Source organism: Bradyrhizobium sp. SZCCT0153 (assembly GCF_018129995.1).
GTDB classification, from domain to species: Bacteria; Pseudomonadota; Alphaproteobacteria; order Rhizobiales; family Xanthobacteraceae; genus Bradyrhizobium; species Bradyrhizobium japonicum_G.
The window spans coordinates 1,392,843-1,415,552 of the sequence record NZ_JAFCKS010000001.1 but is presented as its reverse complement, the minus strand read 5'-3'; the positions used below and the strand labels follow the sequence as shown (position 1 = coordinate 1,415,552).

At 65.4% G+C, this 22,710-nt stretch carries 24 protein-coding genes; 4 read left to right on the top strand and 20 right to left on the bottom strand.

The window, feature by feature from the left end:
* Window positions 1-22 precede the first annotated feature (22 nt).
* A complete protein-coding gene (locus JQ572_RS06845; protein ID WP_211382178.1) occupies window positions 23-1,357 on the top strand; it encodes a dicarboxylate/amino acid:cation symporter in 1,335 nt (444 codons plus the stop codon).
* A gap of 104 nt (window positions 1,358-1,461) precedes the next feature.
* Here the strand turns inward: JQ572_RS06845 and JQ572_RS06840 are convergent, their stop codons facing one another.
* The 9 genes from JQ572_RS06840 to JQ572_RS06800 are packed head-to-tail and all read right to left on the bottom strand — an operon-like array spanning window position 1,462 to window position 9,610.
* A complete protein-coding gene (locus JQ572_RS06840; protein ID WP_211382177.1) occupies window positions 1,462-1,809 on the bottom strand; it encodes a RidA family protein in 348 nt (115 codons plus the stop codon).
* Between the two features lie 20 nt (window positions 1,810-1,829).
* On the bottom strand, window positions 1,830-2,951 hold the full coding sequence (locus tag JQ572_RS06835) for an NAD(P)/FAD-dependent oxidoreductase (protein WP_211382176.1): 1,122 nt from the start codon (window positions 2,949-2,951) through the stop codon (window positions 1,830-1,832).
* Entirely contained in the window at window positions 2,948-4,366 is a 1,419-nt protein-coding gene (locus JQ572_RS06830) for an FAD/NAD(P)-dependent oxidoreductase (protein WP_211382175.1), read from the bottom strand. Before JQ572_RS06830 ends, JQ572_RS06835 begins: the two co-directional genes overlap by 4 nt.
* The gene (locus tag JQ572_RS06825) at window positions 4,363-4,659 is read right to left on the bottom strand and encodes a (2Fe-2S)-binding protein (RefSeq protein WP_211382174.1); all 297 of its coding nucleotides are present in this window, start codon (window positions 4,657-4,659) and stop codon (window positions 4,363-4,365) included. Before JQ572_RS06825 ends, JQ572_RS06830 begins: the two co-directional genes overlap by 4 nt.
* 28 nt (window positions 4,660-4,687) lie before the next feature.
* Window positions 4,688-5,824 (bottom strand): NAD(P)/FAD-dependent oxidoreductase, encoded by a 1,137-nt coding sequence (locus JQ572_RS06820; protein WP_211382173.1) that lies wholly within the window; start codon window positions 5,822-5,824, stop codon window positions 4,688-4,690.
* A gap of 8 nt (window positions 5,825-5,832) precedes the next feature.
* Window positions 5,833-6,639 (bottom strand): ABC transporter permease, encoded by an 807-nt coding sequence (locus tag JQ572_RS06815; RefSeq protein ID WP_211382172.1) that lies wholly within the window; start codon window positions 6,637-6,639, stop codon window positions 5,833-5,835.
* A complete protein-coding gene (locus JQ572_RS06810) occupies window positions 6,636-7,511 on the bottom strand; it encodes an ABC transporter permease (RefSeq protein WP_211382171.1) in 876 nt (291 codons plus the stop codon). Before JQ572_RS06810 ends, JQ572_RS06815 begins: the two co-directional genes overlap by 4 nt.
* On the bottom strand, window positions 7,508-8,548 hold the full coding sequence (locus JQ572_RS06805; RefSeq protein ID WP_211382170.1) for an ABC transporter ATP-binding protein: 1,041 nt from the start codon (window positions 8,546-8,548) through the stop codon (window positions 7,508-7,510). The genes JQ572_RS06810 and JQ572_RS06805 overlap by 4 nt, the downstream gene beginning before the upstream one ends.
* A 27-nt stretch (window positions 8,549-8,575) precedes the next feature.
* Window positions 8,576-9,610 (bottom strand): ABC transporter substrate-binding protein, encoded by a 1,035-nt coding sequence (locus JQ572_RS06800; protein WP_211382169.1) that lies wholly within the window; start codon window positions 9,608-9,610, stop codon window positions 8,576-8,578.
* Window positions 9,611-9,885: 275 nt separating this feature from the next.
* On the opposite strand from JQ572_RS06800, the gene JQ572_RS06795 reads away from it, so the two are divergent.
* Complete coding sequence (locus tag JQ572_RS06795) at window positions 9,886-10,800, top strand: LysR substrate-binding domain-containing protein (protein WP_211382168.1); 915 nt, start codon at window positions 9,886-9,888, stop codon at window positions 10,798-10,800.
* Here JQ572_RS06795 and JQ572_RS06790 read toward each other — a convergent pair.
* Genes JQ572_RS06790 through JQ572_RS06750 form a run of 9 tightly spaced genes read right to left on the bottom strand, consistent with a single transcriptional unit; the run spans window position 10,790 to window position 19,593 of the window.
* A complete protein-coding gene (locus tag JQ572_RS06790) occupies window positions 10,790-12,163 on the bottom strand; it encodes an amidohydrolase family protein (RefSeq protein WP_211382167.1) in 1,374 nt (457 codons plus the stop codon). The genes JQ572_RS06795 and JQ572_RS06790 overlap by 11 nt on opposite strands.
* Window positions 12,160-13,743: an ABC transporter substrate-binding protein gene (locus tag JQ572_RS06785; RefSeq protein ID WP_211382166.1), complete on the bottom strand. Its 1,584-nt coding sequence runs from the start codon at window positions 13,741-13,743 to the stop codon at window positions 12,160-12,162. Before JQ572_RS06785 ends, JQ572_RS06790 begins: the two co-directional genes overlap by 4 nt.
* 33 nt (window positions 13,744-13,776) lie before the next feature.
* Window positions 13,777-14,433: an aspartate/glutamate racemase family protein gene (locus tag JQ572_RS06780; RefSeq protein ID WP_211382165.1), complete on the bottom strand. Its 657-nt coding sequence runs from the start codon at window positions 14,431-14,433 to the stop codon at window positions 13,777-13,779.
* 8 nt (window positions 14,434-14,441) lie between these two features.
* A complete protein-coding gene (locus JQ572_RS06775) occupies window positions 14,442-15,326 on the bottom strand; it encodes a polysaccharide deacetylase family protein (RefSeq protein ID WP_211382164.1) in 885 nt (294 codons plus the stop codon).
* A complete protein-coding gene (locus tag JQ572_RS06770; RefSeq protein ID WP_211382163.1) occupies window positions 15,313-16,128 on the bottom strand; it encodes an ABC transporter substrate-binding protein in 816 nt (271 codons plus the stop codon). Before JQ572_RS06770 ends, JQ572_RS06775 begins: the two co-directional genes overlap by 14 nt.
* Window positions 16,129-16,144: 16 nt before the next feature.
* Window positions 16,145-16,909, bottom strand: coding sequence for an amino acid ABC transporter ATP-binding protein (locus JQ572_RS06765; RefSeq protein WP_211382162.1), 765 nt, complete (start codon window positions 16,907-16,909; stop codon window positions 16,145-16,147).
* Window positions 16,906-17,763, bottom strand: a complete 858-nt coding sequence (locus tag JQ572_RS06760) for an amino acid ABC transporter permease (protein ID WP_211382161.1) — start codon at window positions 17,761-17,763, stop codon at window positions 16,906-16,908. Before JQ572_RS06760 ends, JQ572_RS06765 begins: the two co-directional genes overlap by 4 nt.
* Complete coding sequence (locus tag JQ572_RS06755; RefSeq protein WP_211382160.1) at window positions 17,760-18,587, bottom strand: ABC transporter substrate-binding protein; 828 nt, start codon at window positions 18,585-18,587, stop codon at window positions 17,760-17,762. The genes JQ572_RS06760 and JQ572_RS06755 overlap by 4 nt, the downstream gene beginning before the upstream one ends.
* A gap of 49 nt (window positions 18,588-18,636) precedes the next feature.
* Window positions 18,637-19,593 carry an N-carbamoyl-D-amino-acid hydrolase gene (locus JQ572_RS06750; RefSeq protein WP_211382159.1) on the bottom strand — a complete coding sequence of 319 codons (957 nt, stop codon included), beginning with the start codon at window positions 19,591-19,593 and terminating at the stop codon, window positions 18,637-18,639.
* A gap of 151 nt (window positions 19,594-19,744) precedes the next feature.
* On the opposite strand from JQ572_RS06750, the gene JQ572_RS06745 reads away from it, so the two are divergent.
* Window positions 19,745-20,671 carry a LysR family transcriptional regulator gene (locus JQ572_RS06745; RefSeq protein ID WP_211382158.1) on the top strand — a complete coding sequence of 309 codons (927 nt, stop codon included), beginning with the start codon at window positions 19,745-19,747 and terminating at the stop codon, window positions 20,669-20,671.
* A 29-nt stretch (window positions 20,672-20,700) separates the two neighbouring features.
* The gene (locus tag JQ572_RS06740; protein ID WP_211382157.1) at window positions 20,701-21,417 is read left to right on the top strand and encodes a type 1 glutamine amidotransferase; all 717 of its coding nucleotides are present in this window, start codon (window positions 20,701-20,703) and stop codon (window positions 21,415-21,417) included.
* A 236-nt stretch (window positions 21,418-21,653) separates the two neighbouring features.
* On the opposite strand, the gene JQ572_RS06735 is transcribed toward JQ572_RS06740, so the two are convergent.
* A complete protein-coding gene (locus JQ572_RS06735) occupies window positions 21,654-22,121 on the bottom strand; it encodes a nuclear transport factor 2 family protein (RefSeq protein ID WP_211382156.1) in 468 nt (155 codons plus the stop codon).
* Between the two features lie 79 nt (window positions 22,122-22,200).
* Window positions 22,201-22,605 carry a tol-pal system-associated acyl-CoA thioesterase gene (ybgC, locus tag JQ572_RS06730; RefSeq protein WP_249128908.1) on the bottom strand — a complete coding sequence of 135 codons (405 nt, stop codon included), beginning with the start codon at window positions 22,603-22,605 and terminating at the stop codon, window positions 22,201-22,203.
* Window positions 22,606-22,710 lie beyond the last annotated feature (105 nt).

Below are 22,710 nucleotides of genomic sequence, written 5' to 3'. Positions count from 1 at the left end.
AATACGTTCCGGGGCATACAATATGACACAACTCGCAATCCAGCCAGCCATCCATCGCCGGCATCAGCCCTGGTACAAGATCCTCTACGTGCAGGTACTGATCGCGATCGCGCTCGGGGTGCTCATCGGCTATTTCTATCCCGATCTCGGCAAGGCCTTGAAGCCGCTCGGCGACGGTTTCATTGCGCTGATCAAGATGATGATCGCGCCGGTGATCTTCTGCACCGTGGTGCACGGGATCTCCTCGATGGGCGATCTCAAGCGCGTCGGGCGGGTCGGGTTGAAGTCGCTGATCTATTTCGAATCGGTCTCGACCGTCGCACTCGCCGTCGGCCTTTTGGTCGGCGAGGTGCTCCAGCCCGGGCACGGCTTCAACATCGATCCTGCCACGATCGACCCGAAGTCGGTGGCGACCTACGTCACCAAGGCCAAGGAGGAAGGCATCGTCGCCCATCTGATGGCGATCATCCCCGACAGCTATCTGGGCGCCATCGCGCGCGGCGATCTGTTGCAGGTGCTGCTGATCTCGATCCTGTCGGGCTTCGCCATCGCCTTCCTCGGCAAGGCCGGCGAGCCGATCGCGGAAGCGATCGACAAGGCCGCAAAGATGTTCTTCGGCATCATCCGCATCATCGTGCGCGCGGCCCCGATCGGTGCCTTCGGCGCGATGGCGTTCACCGTCGGCGCCTACGGCCTCGGCTCCTTGCTCAACCTCGCGGCCCTGATCGGCACGTTCTATCTGACCAGCATCCTGTTCGTGCTGGTCGTGCTCGGCGCGATCGCGCGCCTCGCCGGCTTCTCGATCCTGCGCTTCATCGCCTACATCAAGGACGAATTGCTGATCGTGCTCGGCACCTCGTCGTCGGAGACGGTGCTGCCGCAGATGATCCAGAAAATGGAGCATCTCGGCGCCTCGCGTTCGGTGGTCGGCCTCGTGATCCCGACCGGCTACAGCTTCAACCTCGACGGCACCAACATCTACATGACGCTGGCGACGCTGTTCCTGGCGCAGGCGACCAACACCCATCTGACGATCTGGCAGGAGCTCGGCATTCTGGGTATTGCCATGATCACCTCGAAAGGCGCCTCGGGCGTCACCGGCGCCGGCTTCATCACGCTCGCGGCCACGCTCTCGATCGTGCCTGATATTCCGATCCAGTCGATCGCGATCCTGGTCGGTATCGACAAGTTCATGAGCGAATGCCGCGCGCTGACCAATCTGATCGGCAACGGCGTCGCCTGCGTCGTCATCAGCATCTCCGAAGGCGAGCTCGACCGCGATGCGCTGCACGAGACCATGGCCCATCCGCTGGAGATGGGTGAGGCGCTCGAACCGGGGGGCAGCGCGGCAGCATAGGCCGTACGGACCGGGAGGCGAGATCGGATGATCCCGCCGTTGGCACGCAGCGCCTCTGGCGGGCACAATCGCTCCATTCGGCCGAACAATCCGAACGGCTGTCGTCAACCCTTGAGCGCGGTCACCACCACCTCGATCAGCGCGCTGCCGCCGAGATCGGCGACGCCGACGGTGGCGCGGGTCGGTAAATCGTCGCCGAAGAACTCGGTCCAGGCCGCGTCCATCTCCTTCTTCTTGGACAGATCGGTGACGAAGATCGAGGCGCTGACGATGCGGCTCTTGTCGGTTCCCGCTTCCTTCAGATAGCCGGCGATCTTGCCGAGGATGTTGCGAGTCTGGTCCCCCATGGACACGGACGTGTCGTCGGCGATGGTGCCGCCGAGGAAGACGAAGCCGTTGGCCTCGACGGCGCGGTGCATGATGGGCGTGCGGATGCTGCGGGTGATGCTCATGATGTCCTCTTGTCTTGTTGCTAGAGCGTGGAAGGATGGAAGCGGTCGATGCCGAGATCGCCGATCCTGGTCTGGGTGCCGCCATTGACGATCAGCTCCGCCATCACGGCGCCGGCGCCGGGGCCGAGCTGAAAACCGTGCAGCGAGAAGCCGAACTGGTGAAAAAGGCCCTGGTGCCGCACGCTCGGCCCGAACACGGGGATGTCGTCCTTCATCTTCGCCTCGATGCCGGCCCAGGCGCGCATGATGGTCGCATCGCGCATCACCGGAAACAGCTCGAACACGGTGCGGGCGCTGGTTGCAAGGCTCTTCCAGTCCAGCACCGTCTCGTTGCGATCCTGGAAGGGCCTCGCCAGATGTCCGCCGCCGATCAGCACGGTGCCGTTGGAGAATTGCTTGAAGGAGAGTTTTCGCCCGCGCAGGATCACGACGGGATCGATGAAATGCGGCACGCGCGAGGTGATCATCAGCATCGGCGCCACGGTCTCGACCGGCACCGGCTCGCCGAGATCAGCAGCGATCTTGCCGGCCCAGGCGCCGGCGGCATTGACCAGCACCGGCGCGGCAAAGCTCTCGGCACCGACATCGACATGCCAGAGGCCGTCGCTGTGCCGGATGTTGCTGGCCGCCACGCCCTCGCGCACGGTGGCGCCGAGCTGCTCGGCCTTGCGGCGGAACGCCGTCGTCGTCTGCGCCGGATTGGCCGCGCCGTCCCGGCGCGAGACCACGCCGCCGGGACAGGTCTCGGCGACCGCAGGCACCAGACGCCGGAGTTCAGTCGCGTCGATCAGCTCTTCATGGGTGAAGCCGAGCGCGTTGAGTTCGGCCACACGCGCGCGGCAGACCGCGAGCTCGTCCTCGTTTTCCGCGACGAGCACCTGGCCGTGACTCTCGAAGCTGCAATCGTCGTCGAGGAGATCGGAGATCTTCTCCCAGATTCCCATCGAGCGGATCGAGAGCGGGATCTCCGGGATGTGCCGCGCGAGCTGGCGGACGCCGCCGGCATTGACGCCGGACGCATGGCGGCCGGCATAGTCCTTCTCGATCAGCACCGGCTTCAGGCCGGCGAGGCACAGATGCAGCGCGGTGGAGCATCCGTGGATGCCGCCGCCGACGACGATCGCATCCACGTTCTGGGTCATCCGCGCACCACCGCCTTGATATCGTCTTCGCTCTTCGGGACGGCGGCAAGCTCGGCCAGCGTGATCGGCTTGACCGGCGCGCGCAGCCGGTAATAGCCGATCTCCTGCGGGGTCTTGCCCCGCGCCTGCGCCATCAGCTCGGTGACGGTGAGGCCGCAGAGCCGACCCTGGCACGGGCCCATCCCGGTGCGGCGATAGGCCTTGAGTTGGTTCGGCCCGGTGGCGCCGATCGCGACGGCATCGAGAATGTCTTTCGCGGTTACCTCTTCGCAACGGCAGACGATGGTGTCGCCCGAGGGAATGCGGAACTGCGGTGACGGGCGGAACAGCGTGTCGAGGAAGATACGTCCGCGCTCGGCCTTGGCGAGATCGGCACGCAGCGTCGCCATCGCGGGAAGCTTCGCGCCAGCCGCGGGGGCCAAGGCTTCTACCGCCGCCCGCGCAGCGATGCGCCCGCGCACCACGGCGGCATTCGCGCCGCCGATGTCGGCGCCGTCACCGGCAATCGCAATGCCGGCGACCGATGAATTGCCGCTCGCATCGAGCACCGGCGACCAGCACAATTGCAGCTCGTCCCAGCCATGCTCGATGCCGGCCGCCATCGCCAGATTGACGTTCGGCACCACGCCCTGATGCAGCAGCAGCAAATCCGCGGGGATGGTCTCGCGCTTGCCGCCGGCGACATAGCTCACACTCGCGAGCTGGCCGTCGCCGGCTGCCGACAGCTCAGTCACGCCTGACACGACCTGCACCTTCGCTTTCACTTCGCGCATCATCGACAGGCCCTTGGCGAAATAGGGCGAGGTCAGGAAAGCGAAGGCGTGCGGCAGCGCCGCGAAATAATTGCCGCGCTCGGCGGTGTCGAGGATGCGGTCGATCCGGCCCCCGAGGCGCAGGATCTGCGCGGCGAGCAGCCAGAGCAGCGGCCCCTGCCCCGCGATCACCGTGCGGCCATCGGGCACCAGCGCCGATGATTTCAGCATCGTCTGCGCCGCGCCCGCGGTCATCACGCCCGGCAGCGTCCAGCCGGGAATCGGAAACGGCCGCTCCAGCGCGCCGGTCGCAAGGATCACGCGCTTTGCCTTGACGAAGGCCGAGGCCCCACCGACGGAGACGGCGATTTCGAGGTTGCGGTCGAGGCTCCAGACCGTGGCGCGATGAATGATTTCGGCACTGCTCGCGCGCAGCGCCTGCACGAGATCAGCCCCGACCCAATAGTCGGCACCGAGCTGATTGCGCTCGGTCACCGGCGTGGAAGCGATGGCGCGAAACACCTGGCCGCCCGGGCCGACATTCTCGTCGAGCAGCAGCGTCGACAGCCCGGCTTCGGCGGAGGTCGCAGCCGCGGCGAGGCCGGCGGGCCCGGCACCGATCACCACGACGTCGTAGGCTTCGCGCTTGGGAGCCACAGTCATTTTCCGATCTCCCGCTTGCCCTTCTGGATCTCGATCTGCATGCCCTCGGCGACGGGCACGAGGCAGCCCTGGCGATTGCCGACGCCGTCGATGGTGACGAGGCAGTCGAAGCACACGCCCATCATGCAATAAGGCAGACGCGGTGCGCCGCTCACTGCCGTGGAACGTCGCGCGTCCTGGCCGGACGCCAAGAGCGCGGCGGAGACGGTGTCGCCCTGGCGCGCCGCGACGGCGATGCCATCGACGAAGATCTGCACTTGCGGGCGTTTGTCCTGTTCGGATCGTCTAAACATGGGATGCCTCATGGCTCCTTCAGTATCTCTAGTAGCCGCTATTGTTCGCAGCGCCCGCACCGCCAAAGCGGCTGGCCGAGAACGCGCCGACCAGCTCCGGCTCGAGCGCACCCTGCGCCACCATCCGTGCGATCTCGAAGGCGTGGTTGGAGGCGAGCGTCACGCCGGAATGGCAGCAGGCGACGAAGGCGCCGGGATGCGTTTCAGACTGGTCGTAGATCGGGAATCCGTCCTGCGGCATGACGCGGATGCCGGCCCAGCTCCTCACCACGTTGAGCCGCGACAAATGCGGGAACATGCGCTGGGCACGATCGGTCATCACGGCGCTGATCGAATGCTTCAGCGTACGATCGTCGAGCTCGTCCTCCTTGCTATCGCCGATCATCACCGTGCCCTCGTCGGTCTGGCGGATCGTCGTCAGTGGGTGCGGCAGGAACGGCATGGTACGCTCGGTCACGACGATCTGGCCGCGGGTCGGGCCCATCGGCGCGTAGAGGCCGACCATCGGCGCCAGCGTCTGATTGGCATTGCCGGCGGCGAGCACGATTTTTGCGGCACGAAGCTCGCCCTTCGGCGTCGTCAGGCGGAATTCACCGCCGCTCTTGCTGATCGCCGAGACCGGGCGCTCCGGGAAATAGTCGATGCCGAATGTCTTGAAACCGGTGTGGAACGCACGGAACGTGCGCAGCGAATTGACGTGGCCGTCGAGCGGGCAATAGCTACCGCCGGAGACCTCCGGCCCGATCAGCGGCAACGACTTCTTCACGTCGGATGCGGAGAGCATCTCCATCTTGTAGTCGGCCGCGCCGGTCTGGTTGTGCATGCGCTTGACCAGCTCGGTGCGCTGGCCGAATTCGTCCTCGCCGAGCGTCAGATGGAAACCGCCGTTCTGCTGAAGAGAGACGTCGAGCCCGGTCTGCTGCTTCAGTTCGGATGCAAGCCTTCCCCACGCTTGTGAGGCCTGCACAGTCCAGATCGTGTAGGCTGGCATGCCGAGGCCCTTGCTCTGGACCCAGACCAGCGCAAAATTGGCCCGCGAGGCGCGCTTGGTGATATCGCCTTCGTCGAGCACGGCGACGCGCTTGCCGAGCCGGCCGAGGCCCCAGGCGATGGCGGAGCCGAGCAATCCGCCGCCGACCACGGCGACGTCGTATTCCCCTGACATGAGTTCTCCTATCGTCCCGTATCGCCCTTGCCGGCGAGCACACGGTCGAGCCCGTAGAAGCTGTCGAGCAGAATGAGGGCGGTCATGGTGATCGCGATCACGCAGGCCGAGACCGACGTCACCAGCGGATCGATGTTGTCCTGGATGTAGAGGAACATCCGCACCGGCAGCGTCTCGGTGCCCGGTGCGGCGAGGAAGACGGTCATGGTGAGGTCGTCAAAGGACTGGATGAAGGCGAGCGCCCAGCCGCTGATGACGCCGGGCAGGATCAGCGGCAAGCTGACGCGGCGGAACAGCGTCCAGCCGCCGGCACCGAGCGAGATCGCGGCCATCTCGACCGAGAGGTCCATGCCGGTTGCGGCCGCGAGGGTCAGCCGCAGCGCGAACGGAAATACGATGATGACATGCGCGATGATCAACGCGGCGAAGCTGCCGCCCATCCCGGCGGAGGTGAAGAAGCGCAGGAAGGCGATGCCGAGCACGACATGCGGGATCATCAGCGGCGATAGGAACAGCGCCGCCAGCGCGTCACGGCCGCGGAAGCGATAGCGGGCGATCGCGAGCGCCGCGGGCACCGCGAACAGCAGAGCCACGAAGGAAGACAGGGCACCGAGCCCGAGGCTGACCCAGAAAGCGTGGATGAACTCGGGATAGTTCGCGATGGCCCTGAACCAGCGCAGTGAAAAGCCGTTGGTCGGCAGCGACAGGAAGCCCTCGGGTGTGAAGGCGACGAGGCAGACCACGAGGATCGGTGCCACCATGACGATGACGAAGATGGTGTGGAAGATCAGCGCCAACGGGCCGTTCCGTCTCATCGGAACACCTCGGCGTAGCGGCGTTCGATCAGCGCATTGCTGCCGACGACGATCAACACCAGCGCGACCAGCAGCAGCGTTGCGACCGCCGCACCGAGCGGCCAGTTCAGTGTGTTGAGAAATTCGTCATAGGCAAGCGTCGCGGCGACCTTGAGCCGGCGGCCGCCGATGATGGCGGGCGTCGCAAAGGCGCTGGCCGAGAGCGAGAACACGATGATCGCGCCCGACAGCACGCCCGGCATGATCTGGGGCATGATGATGCGACGAATAATGGTGATCGGCCCCGCGCCGAGCGAGAGCGCGGCATTTTCGATCTGCGGATCGAGCCGCTGCAGCGCTGCCCACACCGACAGCACCATGAACGGCATCATGACATGCGCGAGCGCGATCACCATGCCGGTCTCGGTGAACATGAAGGGAATGGGGAAGCGGATCAGCCCGGCCGACATCAAGAGCTTGTTGACGAGGCCGTTGTTGCCGCCGAACAGCAGCGCCCAGCCGAGCGTGCGCGCCACCACGGAAATCAGCAGCGGCCCAAGGATCACCAGCAGGAAGATGCTCTTCCAGCGACCGCTCATGCGGTTGAGGATGTAGGCCTCGGGCGCACCGAGCACGGCCGTGAGCAGCGTGGTCAGGATCGCGATCCGAAACGTCCGCCAGAACATCTCGGCGTAATAGGGATCGGTCGCGATCTCGCGCCAGTTCTTGAGGATGAAGACCGGCTCGATGCCCTTGTACTGGCCCCAATCGTGGAACGACAGCATCACGGTCATCGCCAGCGGGATCAGGAGCACGCCGACGAACAGCATCAAGGCGGGCGCGGTCAGCACCCAGGGCGCACGCACGCTGCGATCGTCGGCGGCCGTGCTCATGCGACAACCCTCGCACGCACACTCATGTCCTCGGGCCGCCAGGCGAGACGAACCGTGTCGCCTTCGATTGGCTGTTCCTGGCCATCATTCTGGCGGATCACGATCGCCGGGCCGCATTCGCTCTCGCACTGAAACAGCCAGTGATTGCCCTGGAAGATGCGGGTGACGATTTTCGCACTGAGGCCGGCGTCGCCAAAGCCGATTCTTTCAGGACGAATGCTGACAGTGGCGGGACCGTTGAGCCCGGCCGGAGCCGGCGCGCTCCAGGAGCCCGCCACCAGCCGCGCCGGCGTTGCGGTCCGATCGATCGTCGCGGCAAAGTCGTTGGTCTTGCCGAGGAATTGCGAGACGAACGCCGAGGCGGGCCGCTCATAGGTCTCCTGCGGCGTGCCGATCTGCTCGATATGGCCCTGGCTCATCACCACGATGCGGTCGGACAGCGACATCGCCTCGTTCTGGTCATGGGTGACCAGGATCGTGGTGGTGCCGATGGTGCGCTGGATCTGGCGCAGCTCGATCTGCATCTCCTCGCGCAGTTTTGCGTCGAGGTTTGACAGCGGCTCGTCGAGCAAGAGCACGCTCGGCTTGATCACCAGCGCACGCGCCAGTGCGACGCGCTGCTGCTGGCCGCCGGACATGCGGCGCGGATGACGGTCCTCGTAACCGGCGAGGCCCACCATCGCGAGCGCGGCACGGACACGCTCGGCCGTTTCGGCGCGCGGCACGTTGCGCATCTCGAGGCCGAACGCGACGTTCTCCGCCGCCGTCATGTGCGGAAACAGCGCGTAGCTCTGGAACACGATGCCGAGCCCGCGCTTGGCCGGATGGATCGCGGTCAGATCCTTGTCCTCGAGGCGGATCGCGCCGCGCGTCGGATCGAGGAAGCCCGCGATCATTTGCAGGGTCGTGGTCTTGCCGCAGCCGGAGGGGCCGAGAAAGGAGATGAACTCTCCCTTCCCGACCGACAGACTGAAGTCGTCGACCACAGTCTGCGCCCCGAACTGTTTTGCGACCCGATCGAGCTCGAGATAGGCCATGCGCTGTCTCCGCAGCGAACGCTCAGATCAACGCTCGACCTCGCGATTCCAGCGCTTGGTCCACTCCTCGCGCTTCTCGTTGATGACAGTCCAGTCCGGATTATAGAGTTTTGCCGCGCGCTCGCCGATCGGCGCCATCTTGCCGAACTCGGGCGGGATCACCACCGATTTCAGCACCGGGCCGTAGCCATACTCCTTCAGCATCACGAGCTGGATCTTCGGGTCGAGCAGCATCTTGACGAAGCTGGACGCGAGCGGCGAGGCATTGGGCTTGGTGATCGGACACGCCGTCGTCAGCAGCGTCGCCGCGCCTTCCTTCGGATAGACGAAGTCGACCGGGAAGCCGGTGTTGGCAAAGCTCTGCACGCGGCCCGTGCCCCACACCGCGATCACGGCCTGGCCGGACTGGAACAACTCGGTCATCTTGCCCGGCGACGGCTCGTAAGCGAGCACGTTCGGATTGATCTGCTCCTTGAAGATCTTGAAGCCGGAATCGACGTTGGACTCGCCGCCACCGTTCATCTTCGAGAGCATCACCAGCGCTTCGAGACCATAGGTGTTGTTGATCGGCGGAATGACCAGCTGCTTGGCGTATTTCGTATCCTTCAGATCGTTCCAGGAAGTCGGCGGCGCCCAGCCTTTCTCGGCGAACACCTTGGTGTTGTACATCAGGCCGGTGGCGACGATGCCGATTGCGACGGCGCGATCGTCCTTGAACCGCGCGGTGTCGTAGAGATCGGCCGGCAGGCCCTCGAGCTTGCCGCAGAAGCCGAGCTGGATCGCCTGGTACATCGGGCCGTCGTCGACGATGGCGACGTCGATCTGCTGGTTGCCCTTCTGCGCCTGCAGCTTGGCCAGCGTATCGGTGGAGTTGCCGGCGACATACTCGACCTTGACGCCGTTCTCCTTCTCGAAGGTCGGGATCACCTCGTCGCGAATGGTCTTCTCGAACGAGCCGCCATAGCCGGCGACATAGAGCGTTTTCTGCTGGGCCGAGACGACCGACGGAGCGGCGACGAGCGCCGCGATGCTGACCGCTGTCAAAAGGCGAAAAGTCTTCATAGGGACCGATCTCCAATACCGGGATGAGGTGACGTGCCGACAAGTCTCATGAGCCGAAGCGCCTTCCGCATTTCCTTCCGCGCAAACCCCACTCCGATCAGGGCTCCGGCCCCTGCTCGACGGTTTTCGCCCGATCCGGAGGTTTGAACCCCTCCAACCTGCCGAAAAAGCGGGCTGTCTCCAGCTCTGATGAAAAAGATCGCAAACCCTGGCTTCCATCGTCCAATGAATAATGGCACCATCTGCATGCCTAAATGTTATAAATGGAAGTTGAGATGGCCCGGATCAATTCGCGGCAGGTGGAGGCCTTCCGCGCGACCATGCTGACCGGCAGCGTCACCGAGGCGGCGGCGCTAATGACCGTGACACAGCCGGCGGTCAGCCGGTTGCTGCGCGACCTGCAGGCGCTGCTGAAGATGGAGCTGTTCGAGCGGCGTGGCACTGGCCTGGTGCCGACCGCCGCAGCGATGGCGCTCTATACCGAAGTCGAGCGCTCCTTTGTCGGCCTCGAACGCATCACGGCGGCGGCCGAAGAAATCCGTGGCCGCCGCACCGGCTCGCTGCGGATCGCCGCACTTCCGGCGTTGTCGAACGGCTATCTGCCACGGCTCACAGGGCATTTTTTGAAAGAGCGACCCAACCTCAACCTCGCCTTCTTCGGCGTGATCTCGCCGATCGTGGTCGATTGGGTGCTGAACAACCAGTGTGACGTCGGTTTTGCCGAGGTGCCGATCGCGCATTCCGGCTTGCCGAGCCAGAGATTGCCGGCGCCGGCGCGCGTCGCGGTGCTGCCGACGGGTCATCGCCTCGCCGAGAAACAAGTTCTGGAGCCGCGCGATTTCGAGGGCGAGACGTTCATCTCGCTGTCGGCGGGATCGTCGAGCCGGCACCTCGTCGACCAGATCTTCCACCGTCACGACGTCCGCCGCGTGCTGCGGGTGGAGACCGCGCTGTCGGAGATCATGTGCGGCATGGTGTCGTCGGGGCTTGGCGTTGCGATCTGCGATCCCTTCACCGCGCAGGAATTCTCCACCCGCGGCGTCGTCGTGCGCCGCTTCCTGCCGCGCATAGACTTCGAGTTCTCGGCGGTCTTTCCGGCGCAGCGCAGCCCCTCGCCGGTGGCGCTGGATCTGGTCGAGACCATGCGCAAGGCTCTCGCCGAATTCGATGAGCCAGCCGTCAGCCGTTGAATGCGGCCTGCGCCTCCGGCAGGTCCCAGATCTTGCCGATCGCCGCGGTTCCGGCTGCCGTGATCGCCGCTTCGTCGGCGCCAAGATAACGTCCGGCATCGACCAGGACGCGGCCGTCGACCATGACCTGGTCGATATTCGCGCGGTTGGCGAGCGCGATCAGCGCGCGGCGCGGATCGAACAGCGGCTGGAGATGCGGGTGAGTGAGATCGACCACGGTGAGATCGGCGGTCGCGCCGGGTTCGATTCTGCCGAGATCAGGCCGCTTGATGACATCGGCGGCCACGGCCGTGTTTGCCTCGATCAGCTCGGGCGAGTTGGCGACATCAGCGCGCTGCGACGTGATCTTGGAGATCAGCGAGGCGGCGTTGAGCTCGCCGAGCAAGTCCATGTTGTAGCCGTCGGTGCCGACCACGGTGCGCACGCCGTGCTCCGCGAACCGGCTGAAGGCGGCGGTGACGCCGGCGCGCGCGAACACGCGCGGGCAATTCAAGACGGTCATGCCGCGCGCGGCCATCAGCTTGAGATCGTCATCGCTGCTAAACATGCAGTGCGCCGCCATGAGATCGGGCGCCAGCAAGCCGAGCCAGTCGAGATATTGCGCCGGCGTACGGCCGCCATAGCGCTGGCCGATCGTTTCGACCTCGGCGCGGCTCTGCGCCATGTGGGTGGTGATGGGCACGCCGAGCTCGCGCGCACGCGTCGCGCAAGCCTTCAGCAGATCCGGGCTGCAGGTGTCGGTGGCGTGCGGGCTCATCGCAAGGCCGATGCGGCCGTCGCCGCGATTGTTCCAGCGCTGGTAAAGCGCGTCCCACGTCGCCATGTCGGCGGTGCCGTCATCGCCGGAATAGCGGACGACGCCGTCCGGACCTGCTTTGGCGTCGGAGGTGGAGAAGAGATATGGCGCGCCGTAGAAGCGGATCCCCATCTCCTCGGCAGCATCGAACATTTCAGGGATCGAGTTGCGGAACGGTTCCATCACCGTGGTGGCGCCGCCCTTCAGAAGCTGGAGGATACCGAGCCGCGCTACCGCCATGCGCTCTTCCGCGGACAGCAGCTCGGCACCGCGCTTGGTCAGCGGCAGCAGCACCGTGTAGACGATGCTCTGGTTGTTCTTGCGGCCATTTCCGTCCTCGCTGTGGCTGCGCGCCACCGCCTCGCTGAAGCAGTGATTGTGCAGGTTGAGCAGGCCCGGCAGCACGAAGCGGCCAGGACGATCGTAGACTTGGTCCGCCTGCGGCTTATCGCGCGTGACTGCGGCGATCTTCCTGCCTTCAACGAGGACCCAATGGTCGCGCAGAACGTCCTGCGCGCCGTCTTTCCGTGACAGCACATAGCTGCCGAAAATTGCGACCGTGCTCATGCGGGGCGTACGTTCCAGAAGACGGCGGTGCCGTCGAGAATGCCGGTGATGGCCTTGCGATAGGCAGTCGGCTGCTTGTACAGGCCGATCGGAATATAGGGGATTTCCTCGAACGCCACTGCCTGGATCTCGCGGCAGATGCGCTGCTGCTCGGCAAGCTCGGAGGCTGCCAGCCACCGGCTGCGCAAGGGCCCCATCTTTTCACTGGCGTACCAGCCGGCGACCTTGCCCTCGCCGCGGATGTTGGTGTTGCCGGCGGGGTTGAGCCAATCGATACCCTGCCAGTTGCCGACCGCGGCGCTCCAGCCGCCCTGCCCGATCGGGTCCTTCTTGAGCTGACGCTGGAGGACGACGGCAAAATCGAGCCCGGCATATTCGACGTTCATGCCGGCCTTGCGCAAGCTATCGACCGCGATCTCGCCGAGCGGTTTTTGCGCCAGCGAATTGGTGGGCACGAGCAGCACGATCTTCTCGCCGTTGTAGCCGGCGGCTTTCAGATCGGCCTTGACCTTGGCGTAGTCGCGCGGGCCGCGGAACACGTCGAGACCGACCTCGCTGGCCATCGGCGTTCCCGGCGCGAAGTAGCCGATCGGCGATACCTGGTAGGCGGGATCGGTGCCGGCGACCGCGGTCATGAACGCGGACTGATCGATCGCGCCGAGTAGCGCGCGGCGGATCGCGGGATTGTCGAACGGCGGCTGGAGGTGATTGAGGCGGAGCATGCAGGCATAGCCTCGGGGATCGAGGATGCGCGTCTCGATATCGCCGGCGGCCTTGATGATCGGAAGCAGATCGTGCGGCGTGGTCTCCTGCCAATCCTGCTCGCCGGTCTGGAGCGCGGCGACGCCGGTGCCGGCATCGGGCGTGGTGGTCCAGACCACGCGGTCGTAATGCACGATCTTCGGGCCCGCGGTCCAATCCGGCTTGCCGTCGGCGCGCGGCTGATAACGTTCGAACCTGGCATAGGCGTTGCGTGCGCCCTGCACGCGCTCGTCGGCGAGATAGCGGAACGGACCGCTGCCGATGACTTCGGTGAGCGGCTTGAACGGGTCCTGGCTCGCCAGCCGCTCCGGCATCATGAAGCAGGCGTTGATCGCGGCCTTGCCGAGCGCCTGCGGCAGCAGCGGAAACGGGCGTTTGAGGCGGAAGCGGATGCTGCGGTCGTCGGCTGCGATCAGCTCGGCGGTTGCCTCCATCAGCTCGCCGCCAAAGCCATCGCGCGCGGCCCAGCGGCGGATGCTGGCGACGCAGTCGCGGGCCAGCACGCGCTCGCCGTCGTGCCAGAACAGGCCATCGCGCAAGCTGAGGTCCCATTGCAATTGATCGCCGGAGATGGCGTGGCCCGACAGCATCTGCGGCGAGACCTGGAGCGAGGCGCTCATGCCGTAGAGCGTGTCGTAGACCATGAAGCCATGGTTTCGCGACACCTGCGCGGTCGAATAGATGGGATCGACGAAGGCAAGGTCGATGACAGGGATGAAGCGCAGAGTGGTCTGGGATTCGGCGCGGACGATGCTCGGCAGCGACAGCGCCGGCATTGCTGCGGCGGCCCCGAGGAGCGAACGGCGGGAGATCGGCATTACAAGGGGCTCCTGGACTGCATCAATGGCGTTTTACGTGTTGAGCAAGACCGCGCCGATCGCGGCCGCGACCGCCTGCTGCGCCGGCTCGACCACGGGCACGCCGATCGCCTCCGCAATCGCCGCGCGGTGCGAGGCCATGCCGGCGCAGCCCATCACGACGACATCGGCGCGGCATTGGGTGACCAGCGCGCGGCCGGCTTCTATGAGGCGTCCCCGGATGTCGGCGCCGGCCGTCTCCGCCGCGCTCGCACCAACCGACCAGCTTCCGGCGTAGCGGCCGTCAACGCCCATCACCCGCGCCATGCGCTGCTGGCGGCGGATGCTCGACGGCGACAGCGCGATGACCCCGAAGCGTTCGCCCAGCATCAGCGCGCGAAAGATGCCGCATTCGGCAATGCCCAGCACCGCGCGGCCACCGGCCGCCTCGCGCACCGCATGCAGGCCGGGATCGCTGAAGCAGGCGAGCACGAAGGCATCCGCATCGTCGCGCGACACACGGTTGACCAGCGGCATCACGACGCTGTCGGCGTCGCGTTGCGAGCTGATGCCGGGCGGGCCCTCGGCAAGGCCAACCACCTCGATGTCAGGCCCACCTGCAATGCGCAGCGGGCCGACCGCGTCGTCGATCGCCGCCGTCACCGATGCGGACGAGTTGGGGTTGATGACGAGGATGCGACGGCGGGTCATGGGGCTGCCTAGCGGTTACCGGCCTCGTGGCGCAGAAAGTTTTCCGCGATCTTCTCGCCGGTCGTGATCCAGACGTCGGGGCAGGATTTTGCGTAGGTTAGGAACTCGCGCAGCAGGCGCAGCCGCATCGGACGGCCGCTGCATTGCGGATGCAGCACGGTGGTCACCATCGCGCCCCAGTCCCTGGTTTCGTCGAGCTCGTCCTTCCAGATCGACAGCACATGCTCTTTCGGGAAGATAGAGCGCGGGCTGAAGCGTGCAGACAGGCCGTGCATCCAGTCGTCATAGCTCGCGGTCACCGGCAGCTCGATCGTGCCGGGCTTGCCGTCGGCAAGGCGATGCCGGTAGGGCCGCACGTCGTCGCGGAACGAGGAGGTGTAGACGATGCCGTGGCGCACCAGCGCCACCCGCAGCTCCTCGGTGAACTCGCCATAAGGCGCGCGATAACCGGTCGGCTTGACACCGAGCCGGCGCTTCAGCGCCTCGAAACCGCGCTCCAGCTCCTCCTCGATCCAGGGATCGCCGGGATCGGGCAGGAGATGGTGATAGCCATGATGGCCGATCTCGTGGCCGGCCTTGAGAATCGATTCAGCCATCGCCGGATGCGCATCGACCGACCATCCCGTGACGAAGAACGTCGCCTTGAGATCGAGCTGGTCGAGCAGCTCCAGAAGTTTCGGCGTGCCGACGCGCGCCTCGTAGCCGCCATAGCTCATGGTAATGAGCCGCTGGGCGTGCACGGCGTCCTTGCTGGTCCAGGCGCTCTCCGCGTCCACGTCGAACGACAGGAACATCGCGGACTTGTACGGCGTCGGCCAGGGATAGTCCGGCGCGGGATCCGCCGTGTTGGCCGGAACGAGCGGGATGCTCTGGAGTGCCTTACTGTCCAGCATTGATGGTCGCCTTCTCTATTGCGTTATCGCTCAGTTTCCACTTCGCCAGCAGCGTACGATAGGTGCCGTCGGCGATCAGCGCATCGACGGCCTCCAGCATCGCCTGGTGAAGCGCCTTTTCCTTGACCGGCAGGGCAATGCCGGTGAACTGCTGCGCAAGCGTCTGGCCGATCGGCACATAGGCGCCGGGCTCCTGATCCATGATGTAGGGCAGCGTCTCGTCGCCCTGGACGGCGGCGTCGATGCGTCCCTGCTTGAGCTGGGTGCGGGCATCGGCCGAGCCGTCGGTGCCGACGAACACGATCGCATTGCCGCCGCAGTTCTTCTCGCTCCAGGCCGCGATCTGCGCCGGGAACATGGTGCGGCGGCTGGCGCCGGCTTTCTTGCCGCAGAGCGCGGCGGCATCCTTGAATTCGGCCGCGCGAGACTGCTGAACGAAGAAGCGCGGACCGCTGCGCAGATAATCGACGAAGGTCGCGGTCTCATGCCGGCTCGCATAGTCGGTGAAGCCCGACAGGATTGCATCCACCCGGCCCGTCGCGATCGACGGCATGAACTCGGCAAAGCTGGTCTCCTGCCACTCGATCTTGACGCCGAGCTTGCGGCCGATCGCCTCGCCAAGCTCGACATCGAACCCGGACAGCGCGTTGGTCGCGGGATCGCGGAACTCCATCGGCGGATAGTTCGGCACGATGCCAACCTTGATGCTGCCGCGCTTGACGATTTCCGCCGGAAGCTCGACCGCCAAAGCCTGAACACCCATGGCGCCGAAAAGCGCCGCCGCAACGAAAAGTCTCTTCATCAACATGTCCCCATTGCTAGATCACTGCCGAAAGAAATGCCCTCGTACGCTCCTCGCGCGGCGCACCCAATACATCCGAGGCGCGCCCCTGCTCGACGATCGCGCCCTGGTCCATGTAGACGACGCGGTCGGCGACCTCGCGGGCGAAGCCCAGCTCGTGCGTCACCACCATCATGGTCATGCCGCTCTTCGCCAGCTCCTTCATGACGGCGAGCACCTCGCCGACGAGCTCGGGATCGAGCGCGCTGGTCGGCTCGTCGAACAGCATCAGCATCGGCTTCATCGCCAGCGCCCGCGCGATCGCCACACGCTGCTGCTGGCCGCCGGAAAGCTGGGCGGGATACGAGTCCGCCTTGGCCGACAATCCGACCCGCCTCAGCAGTTCGAGCGCTTCGGCACGCACTTCGTCGGATTTGCGCCCCTGCACCTGGAGCGGACCTTCGGTGATGTTCTCCAGCGCGGTCTTGTGCGGGAACAGGTTGAAGCGCTGGAACACCATGCCGGTCTTCAGCCGCTGCCGCCCGATCTCCCGTTCGGTGAGGCGATGGAGCCGCCCGCCCTGCTCGCGCACGCCAAGCAATTCGCCGTCGAGCCAGATGCCGCCGGCATCGATCGCCGCGAGCTGGTTGATGCAGCGAAGCAGCGTGGTCTTGCCCGAGCCGGAGGCGCCGATCAGACACATCACCTCGCCGGGCCAGACGTCGAGCGAGACGCTTCTGAGAGCCTGAAACTCGCCAAAGTTCTTGGCTACGGAGCGGATCGCGACGAGGGGTTTTGTCATCGCGCAAACTGCAATGTGCCGCGGGCAAAGCGACGTTCGAGCAGCATCTGGAGCGGCGTCAGGATCGAGACGACGAGCAGGTACCAGAGCCCGGCGACGATCAGGAGCTCGATCACGCGCGAATTGGCGTAGTAGATGTTTTCGGCGTTGTGCAGCAGCTCCGGATACTGGATGACGCTCGCAAGCGAGGTCGCCTTCACCATGCCGATGAACTCGTTGCCGAGCGGCGGGATCACCACCCGCATCGCCTGCGGCAGGACGATCCGCCGCAGTGCGCGCAGCCGTCCCATGCCGATCGCCTGTGCCGCCTCGTATTGCCCAATATCGACCGACAGCATGCCGGCGCGCATCACCTCGGACGTGTAGGCACCCTGGTTGATGCCGAGCCCGAGCAACGCGGCGAGGAACGGCGTCATGACGTCGACGGCGCGTGCGGACCACAGGCCGGGAATGCCGATGGTCGGAAACACCAGCGCGAGATTGAACCACAGCAGCAATTGCAAAATCAGCGGCGTGCCGCGGAACAGCCAGGTGTAGCCGGCCGCGACCGTCTTCAGCACCGGATTGGGCGACAGCCGCATGACCGCCACGACGATGCCGAGGAAAATGCCGAGCGCCATCGCCAGCACCGCCATCACCATGGTGTTGACGATGCCTTCGAGGATGACCTTTGCGGTCAGGAAGCGGCTGACATAGGACCATTCGATCTGGCCGTTGGCGAACGCGCGCGCGATCGCGGCTAGCACGAGAACGATCAGCGCCGCGCTGACCCAGCGAAACCAGTGCGGCTCGCGCGCGATCTGCATCCCCGACAAGTCGGGGAAACCCTCCGCGAGTGCCGGCGCTGGCTTCATTGCGGCGCCGCGTTCAGCATGGGCTGGGCGACCGCGTTCGCGCCAAGGCCCCATTTGTCGAGAATCGCCTTGTAGGAACCGTCGGCGATCATGGCGGCGAGCTTCTCCGTCACGACCTCGCGCAGGGCCGCATCGTCCTTGCGGAACATGATGCCCTGATAGCCCTTGGCGAAGGCCTCACCGACAATTCGGTATTTGCCGGTCTCCTGCGTCTGCGCATAAGGCAGCGTCTCGCTGCCCTGCACGGCGGCGTCGATGCGACCCTGCTTGAGCTGGTTGCGGACGTCGATCGAGTTCTCGCCGGGCACGTACTGGATCGCCGGCTTTCCGGCCGGCTCGCAGTTCTGCTTGCTCCACTTCTCGATCTCGACCGGGAAGCTGGTGCTGCGCGTGGTGCCGACCTTCTTGCCGCAGAGATCGGTCGCGGCCTTGGAATCGCTCTCCGCCATCACGAAAAACTGCGGGCCGGTCGCGAGGTAATCGACGAAATCGGCAGTCTCGCGCCGCGAGGCACGGTCGGAAATGCCGGAGATGATGAAGTCGGCCCGTTTGGTCTGGAGCGAGGGGATCAGCTCGGCGAACGGCGTCTCGCTCCAGACGATCTTGAGGCCTCCGAGCCGCTTGGCGAGCTCGTTGGCCAGATCGATGTCGAGCCCGACCAATTCGTTGGTCGCGGGATCGCGATACTCCATCGGCGCGTAGGTTGAATTGACGGTCAGCCGCAGCGTGCCCGCCTGCTTGATTTCCGCGGGAAGCTCGGCCGCCTGCGCGGAGGCGACGGCAGCGAACGCTGCAAGACCGAGAGAAAGCGAGAGGCGTGTCATATCAACTCCTTTGCCAATCTTCTTCCGTTGCCAGCGCCGTGCCATTTGGTCAGTCCGCGTCGAGGACGGCCGGCTCGATGACGCCGGCACGCTCGGTGATCACCCTGTATTGCTCGGGCCGCCGATGGGCGGCGAAGTTGAACATCTTGTCCTTGCCCTGGCGGCAGAGGTCGAGATCGACGTCGGCGACGATCACCTCATCTGAGAGCGTCGCGGCCTGCGCGACGATACGGCCGTTGGGATCGACGATGCAGGAGCCTCCGATCAGCCCGGAGCCGTCCTCCTCGCCGGCTTTCGCCACCGAGATCGCCCAGGTCGCATTCATGTAGGCGTTGGCCTGCGTCACCAGCGTCGAATGGAAGGTACGGAGCGTTCCGTCTTCCGTCGTGCCGCCATTGGGATCGTACGCCGCCGAATTGTAGCCGATGCAGACGAGCTCGACGCCCTGCAGGCCGAGCACGCGCCAGGATTCCGGCCAGCGGCGGTCGTTGCAGATCATCATGCCCATGATGGCGTGGGCCCACGTCGAGCCGGCGCGGAAGGCGGGAAAGCCGAGGTCGCCATACTCGAAATAGCGCTTCTCCAGCTGCTGGTAGCGCGCACCTTGCCGCGGCTCGACCGAGCCCGGCAGGTGCACCTTGCGATAGCGGCCGAGCAGCTCGCCGTCGCGATCGACCAGAATGGCGCAATTATAGCGGCGACCGTCGGGCGTCAGCTCGGCATAGCCGACATAGAAGCCGACGCGCAGCGCGCGTGCGCGGTCGAACAGTTTTGCCACGGCCGGGTTCGGCATGCCGCGCTCGAAATAGCGATCGAGTTCGTCGCCTTCGAGCAGCCAGCGCGGGAAGAATGTGGTGAAGGCGAGCTCGGGAAACACCACGAGGCTGGCGCCGCGGCCGGCGGCCTCGTCCAGCAGGCCGATCATGCGCGCAAGCGTATGCTCGCGCGTATCGGCTTTTTGCGTCGGCCCCATCTGTGCTGCGGCGGCGCGAAGGACACGAACCAAGATTGCCTCCAATCTGTGCGCAGTGCTGCCTCAATGGGCGAATGAACCCTTTGATGCAACGTGCAAATCCGCGGTCATTACGCGGAAGCGGGGCTACAAAATCAATTCGTTCTGCTATGATCTTTTGGCCCTGAGTATAATCGGCAGTGATATGAACCTGCGCCAGCTCGAGATCCTGCGTGCCGTCATCCGCCACCGCACAACGGTTGCCGCGGCCGACGAACTGGCGCTGTCGCAGCCTGCCGTCAGCAATGCGCTGAAGACGATGGAAGCGCAGGCGGGTTTTGCGCTGTTCGAGCGCGTCAACAACCGGCTGTTTCCGACCGCGGAAGCCATGGCACTCTACAAGGAGAGCGAGGCAATCTTCGCGCTGCACGCCAAGCTCGAGAACCGCGTCCGCGATCTGCGCGAGAACCGCTCGGGGCATCTTTCGATCGTGGCGACGCCGCCGCTCGCCTACAGCATCATCCCTTCCGCGCTGTCGGGCTTCCTGCGCCGTCGCCCGGAGACGCGCGTGTTCTTCGACGTGCGGCGTTATGAGGGCATCATCGAGGGCGTGCTGAGCCGCGTCGCCGAGCTCGGCTTCGCGCTTGGCCTGACGCATCATCCCGGCATCGCGCATGAGGTGGTGCACACCGGCGAGATGGTCTGCGTATTGCCGCCGCAGCATCCGCTTGCCGATAGGCCCGTGATCTCGGCCGCCGATCTTTCCGGACTGCCCTTCATCGGGCTGGAGCGCGGCACGCGGCTCGGCGAGGCCGTGCGCGACGGCTTTGCCCGCGCCGGCGCGCCGTTCCGGCCGACCGTCGAGGTGCGTTACTGCAACACGGCCTGCGTGCTCGCCGCCGCAGGCGTCGGCGCCGCGGTGGTCGATCCCTTCTCGCCGCGGCAGAACGGCGGCAGCGGCCTCGTGGTCCGGCCGTTCACGCCGACGACGCGCACGGTGGCCTATATGCTATGGTCGGAAGCCGAGCCGCTGTCGCGCCTGGCAAAGGCCTTTCTCGGCGAGGTCCGCAGGGAAAGCGCATTGCTGGAGCCCGCAGCGCCGCACCAGCAACATGGGGCAGAAAGCGACTGAGCTTGCGCAACGTCTTTACCTGAGGGCACATGGCACGCATCACCATCATCGAGACCGGACAGGTCCCGCCAAAATATCGCGAGCAGCACGGCTCGTTTCCCGACATGTTCGAACGCATGGTCCGCGCCGAGGACCCGACCGCCACGGTCGAAATCGTCAGCATCCCGAATGGCGATGCGCTGCCCGATCCGGGCAAGCTCGAGGCCGTACTGATCACGGGCGCGGCCGCCGGCGTCTATGACGGGCTCGACTGGATCGCGCCGCTGGAAGATTTTGTGCGCACCGCCTATGCCAGCAAGACACCGATGGTCGGCGTCTGCTTCGGCCATCAGCTGATCGCGCAGGCGCTCGGCGGCACCGTGCGCAAGTCGGAGAAGGGCTGGGGCATCGGCCGGCACGTCTATCAGGTGCTGCCCGAGAACGGCGTCGTCGAGGGGGAGGCGGTCGCAATCGCCGCATCGCATCAGGACCAGGTGATCGAGCCGCCGAACGACGCGCTGACGATCCTCTCGTCCGACTTCACGCCGCACGCCGGCCTGCTTTACGCCAACGGTACGACCCTGTCGGTGCAGCCGCATCCGGAGTTCGACGTGGAGTTCGCGGAAGTCTGTTGCGCGCTGCGCGACGGCAAGGCGCCGGAGCATGTTGTCGCAACGGCGAGGGCGTCGCTTGCCGAGCCGCTGGATAGCGCGAAGCTTGGCGGGGCGATCACGAGGTTTCTGGCGAGGCGCACATCGCCTAAGTAGCGGACTACGCTTGAGGCTGGATAGGAATGAGCCCAATTCGTCGAACGATAAGCCTGATCGTTGCACTCGCCCTAATTGTCGTAGGGCTGGGAGCTCTAGTCTATCTCCTATTCTTCGCACTTCGATGGAAAGGCTGGATGGTAATGGCCGCCGGCTTCGTGGCGGCGTTAGGCATTATGTGGTTCTGGGAGGACTTCCCAAAAGCAAAAGGCAAGAGCAATTGGGGTGGTGGGTAGTCAGAACGGATCCGTCCCCAACCCCGCTACATCCGCCGGCCTTGGCCCTGGCGCGGCCCAGTGAAACCGGCGATCCTTCTCCGCAATCGCGATGTCGTTGATCGAGGCTTCGCGGCGCCGCATCAGGCCGTGCTCGTCGAACTCCCACTGCTCGTTGCCATAGGAGCGATACCACTGGCCGGACGCGTCGTGCCATTCGTACTGGAAGCGCACCGCGATGCGGTTGCCGTCGAAGGCCCAGAGATCCTTGATCAAGCGGTAGTCGTGCTCCTTCTCCCATTTGCGGGTGAGGAAGGCGACGATGGCCTCGCGGCCCTGGAACACCTCCGAGCGATTGCGCCAGCAACTGTCCTCGGTATAGGCGAGCGAGACGCGCACCGGATCGCGCGAATTCCAGGCGTCCTCGGCCATGCGCGCCTTCTGCGCGGCGGTCTCTTTCGTGAAGGGCGGCAGCGGCGGGCGCGACATGATAGCCTCATCGATTGGTCGGGACCGCAAATCTATCGCCACGGGCGCCGGAGTCGATAGACGATCACCTATCGGGCAATCACGAAATCAGATCAGCCTTCATCAAGGCGCGGATCGATTTCGGGATCGGCTGGGCGCGGCCGCCGCTGATGAAGGCGACGCGCACCTCGGCCTTCACGAGGACCTCCTCGCCGCGGCGCACCTCCTGCGCCAGCATGATGGAGGCGCCCTTCACCGCGACCGGCCAGGTCACGACGTCGAGCACGTCGTCCATGCGCGCCGGCCTCATGAAATCGAGGCGCATCGAGCGCACCACGAAGGCAAAGCCGGAATCTTCCGTCGCAGGCTGCTCGAACAGGGCCTGCTGCTCGGCGCCCATCAGGCGCAGATGATTGGTGCGCCCGCGCTCCATGAAGCGCAGATAGTTGGCGTGATAGACGATGCCGGAAAAATCCGTATCCTCGTAGTAGACACGGACCTGCATGTGGTGGCGGCCGTCGCGGATCTCGCCGTCGAGATGAGCTGTCACGTCGCGAGCCTCTTCGCATTTCGCTACCGGTCCGTTTTGCGCAAAAACGGCCGGCCGCGC

Coding starts and splice junctions, on each gene's coding strand:
- JQ572_RS06805 (WP_211382170.1), bottom strand. CDS start 8,548: ATGGCCTATCTCGAGCTCGATCGGGTCGCAAAACAGTTCGGGGCGCAG.
- ybgC (WP_249128908.1), bottom strand. CDS start 22,605: ATGCAGGTCCGTGTCTACTACGAGGATACGGATTTTTCCGGCATCGTC.
- JQ572_RS06755 (WP_211382160.1), bottom strand. CDS start 18,587: ATGACACGCCTCTCGCTTTCTCTCGGTCTTGCAGCGTTCGCTGCCGTC.
- JQ572_RS06820 (WP_211382173.1), bottom strand. CDS start 5,824: ATGTCAGGGGAATACGACGTCGCCGTGGTCGGCGGCGGATTGCTCGGC.
- JQ572_RS06800 (WP_211382169.1), bottom strand. CDS start 9,610: ATGAAGACTTTTCGCCTTTTGACAGCGGTCAGCATCGCGGCGCTCGTC.
- JQ572_RS06840 (WP_211382177.1), bottom strand. CDS start 1,809: ATGAGCATCACCCGCAGCATCCGCACGCCCATCATGCACCGCGCCGTC.
- JQ572_RS06765 (WP_211382162.1), bottom strand. CDS start 16,909: ATGACAAAACCCCTCGTCGCGATCCGCTCCGTAGCCAAGAACTTTGGC.
- JQ572_RS06810 (WP_211382171.1), bottom strand. CDS start 7,511: ATGAGCACGGCCGCCGACGATCGCAGCGTGCGTGCGCCCTGGGTGCTG.
- JQ572_RS06790 (WP_211382167.1), bottom strand. CDS start 12,163: ATGAGCACGGTCGCAATTTTCGGCAGCTATGTGCTGTCACGGAAAGAC.
- JQ572_RS06760 (WP_211382161.1), bottom strand. CDS start 17,763: ATGAAGCCAGCGCCGGCACTCGCGGAGGGTTTCCCCGACTTGTCGGGG.
- JQ572_RS06815 (WP_211382172.1), bottom strand. CDS start 6,639: ATGAGACGGAACGGCCCGTTGGCGCTGATCTTCCACACCATCTTCGTC.
- JQ572_RS06780 (WP_211382165.1), bottom strand. CDS start 14,433: ATGACCCGCCGTCGCATCCTCGTCATCAACCCCAACTCGTCCGCATCG.
- JQ572_RS06745 (WP_211382158.1), top strand. CDS start 19,745: ATGAACCTGCGCCAGCTCGAGATCCTGCGTGCCGTCATCCGCCACCGC.
- JQ572_RS06770 (WP_211382163.1), bottom strand. CDS start 16,128: ATGAAGAGACTTTTCGTTGCGGCGGCGCTTTTCGGCGCCATGGGTGTT.
- JQ572_RS06785 (WP_211382166.1), bottom strand. CDS start 13,743: ATGCCGATCTCCCGCCGTTCGCTCCTCGGGGCCGCCGCAGCAATGCCG.
- JQ572_RS06830 (WP_211382175.1), bottom strand. CDS start 4,366: ATGACTGTGGCTCCCAAGCGCGAAGCCTACGACGTCGTGGTGATCGGT.
- JQ572_RS06735 (WP_211382156.1), bottom strand. CDS start 22,121: ATGTCGCGCCCGCCGCTGCCGCCCTTCACGAAAGAGACCGCCGCGCAG.
- JQ572_RS06845 (WP_211382178.1), top strand. CDS start 23: ATGACACAACTCGCAATCCAGCCAGCCATCCATCGCCGGCATCAGCCC.
- JQ572_RS06835 (WP_211382176.1), bottom strand. CDS start 2,951: ATGACCCAGAACGTGGATGCGATCGTCGTCGGCGGCGGCATCCACGGA.
- JQ572_RS06740 (WP_211382157.1), top strand. CDS start 20,701: ATGGCACGCATCACCATCATCGAGACCGGACAGGTCCCGCCAAAATAT.
- JQ572_RS06795 (WP_211382168.1), top strand. CDS start 9,886: ATGGCCCGGATCAATTCGCGGCAGGTGGAGGCCTTCCGCGCGACCATG.
- JQ572_RS06825 (WP_211382174.1), bottom strand. CDS start 4,659: ATGTTTAGACGATCCGAACAGGACAAACGCCCGCAAGTGCAGATCTTC.
- JQ572_RS06775 (WP_211382164.1), bottom strand. CDS start 15,326: ATGCTGGACAGTAAGGCACTCCAGAGCATCCCGCTCGTTCCGGCCAAC.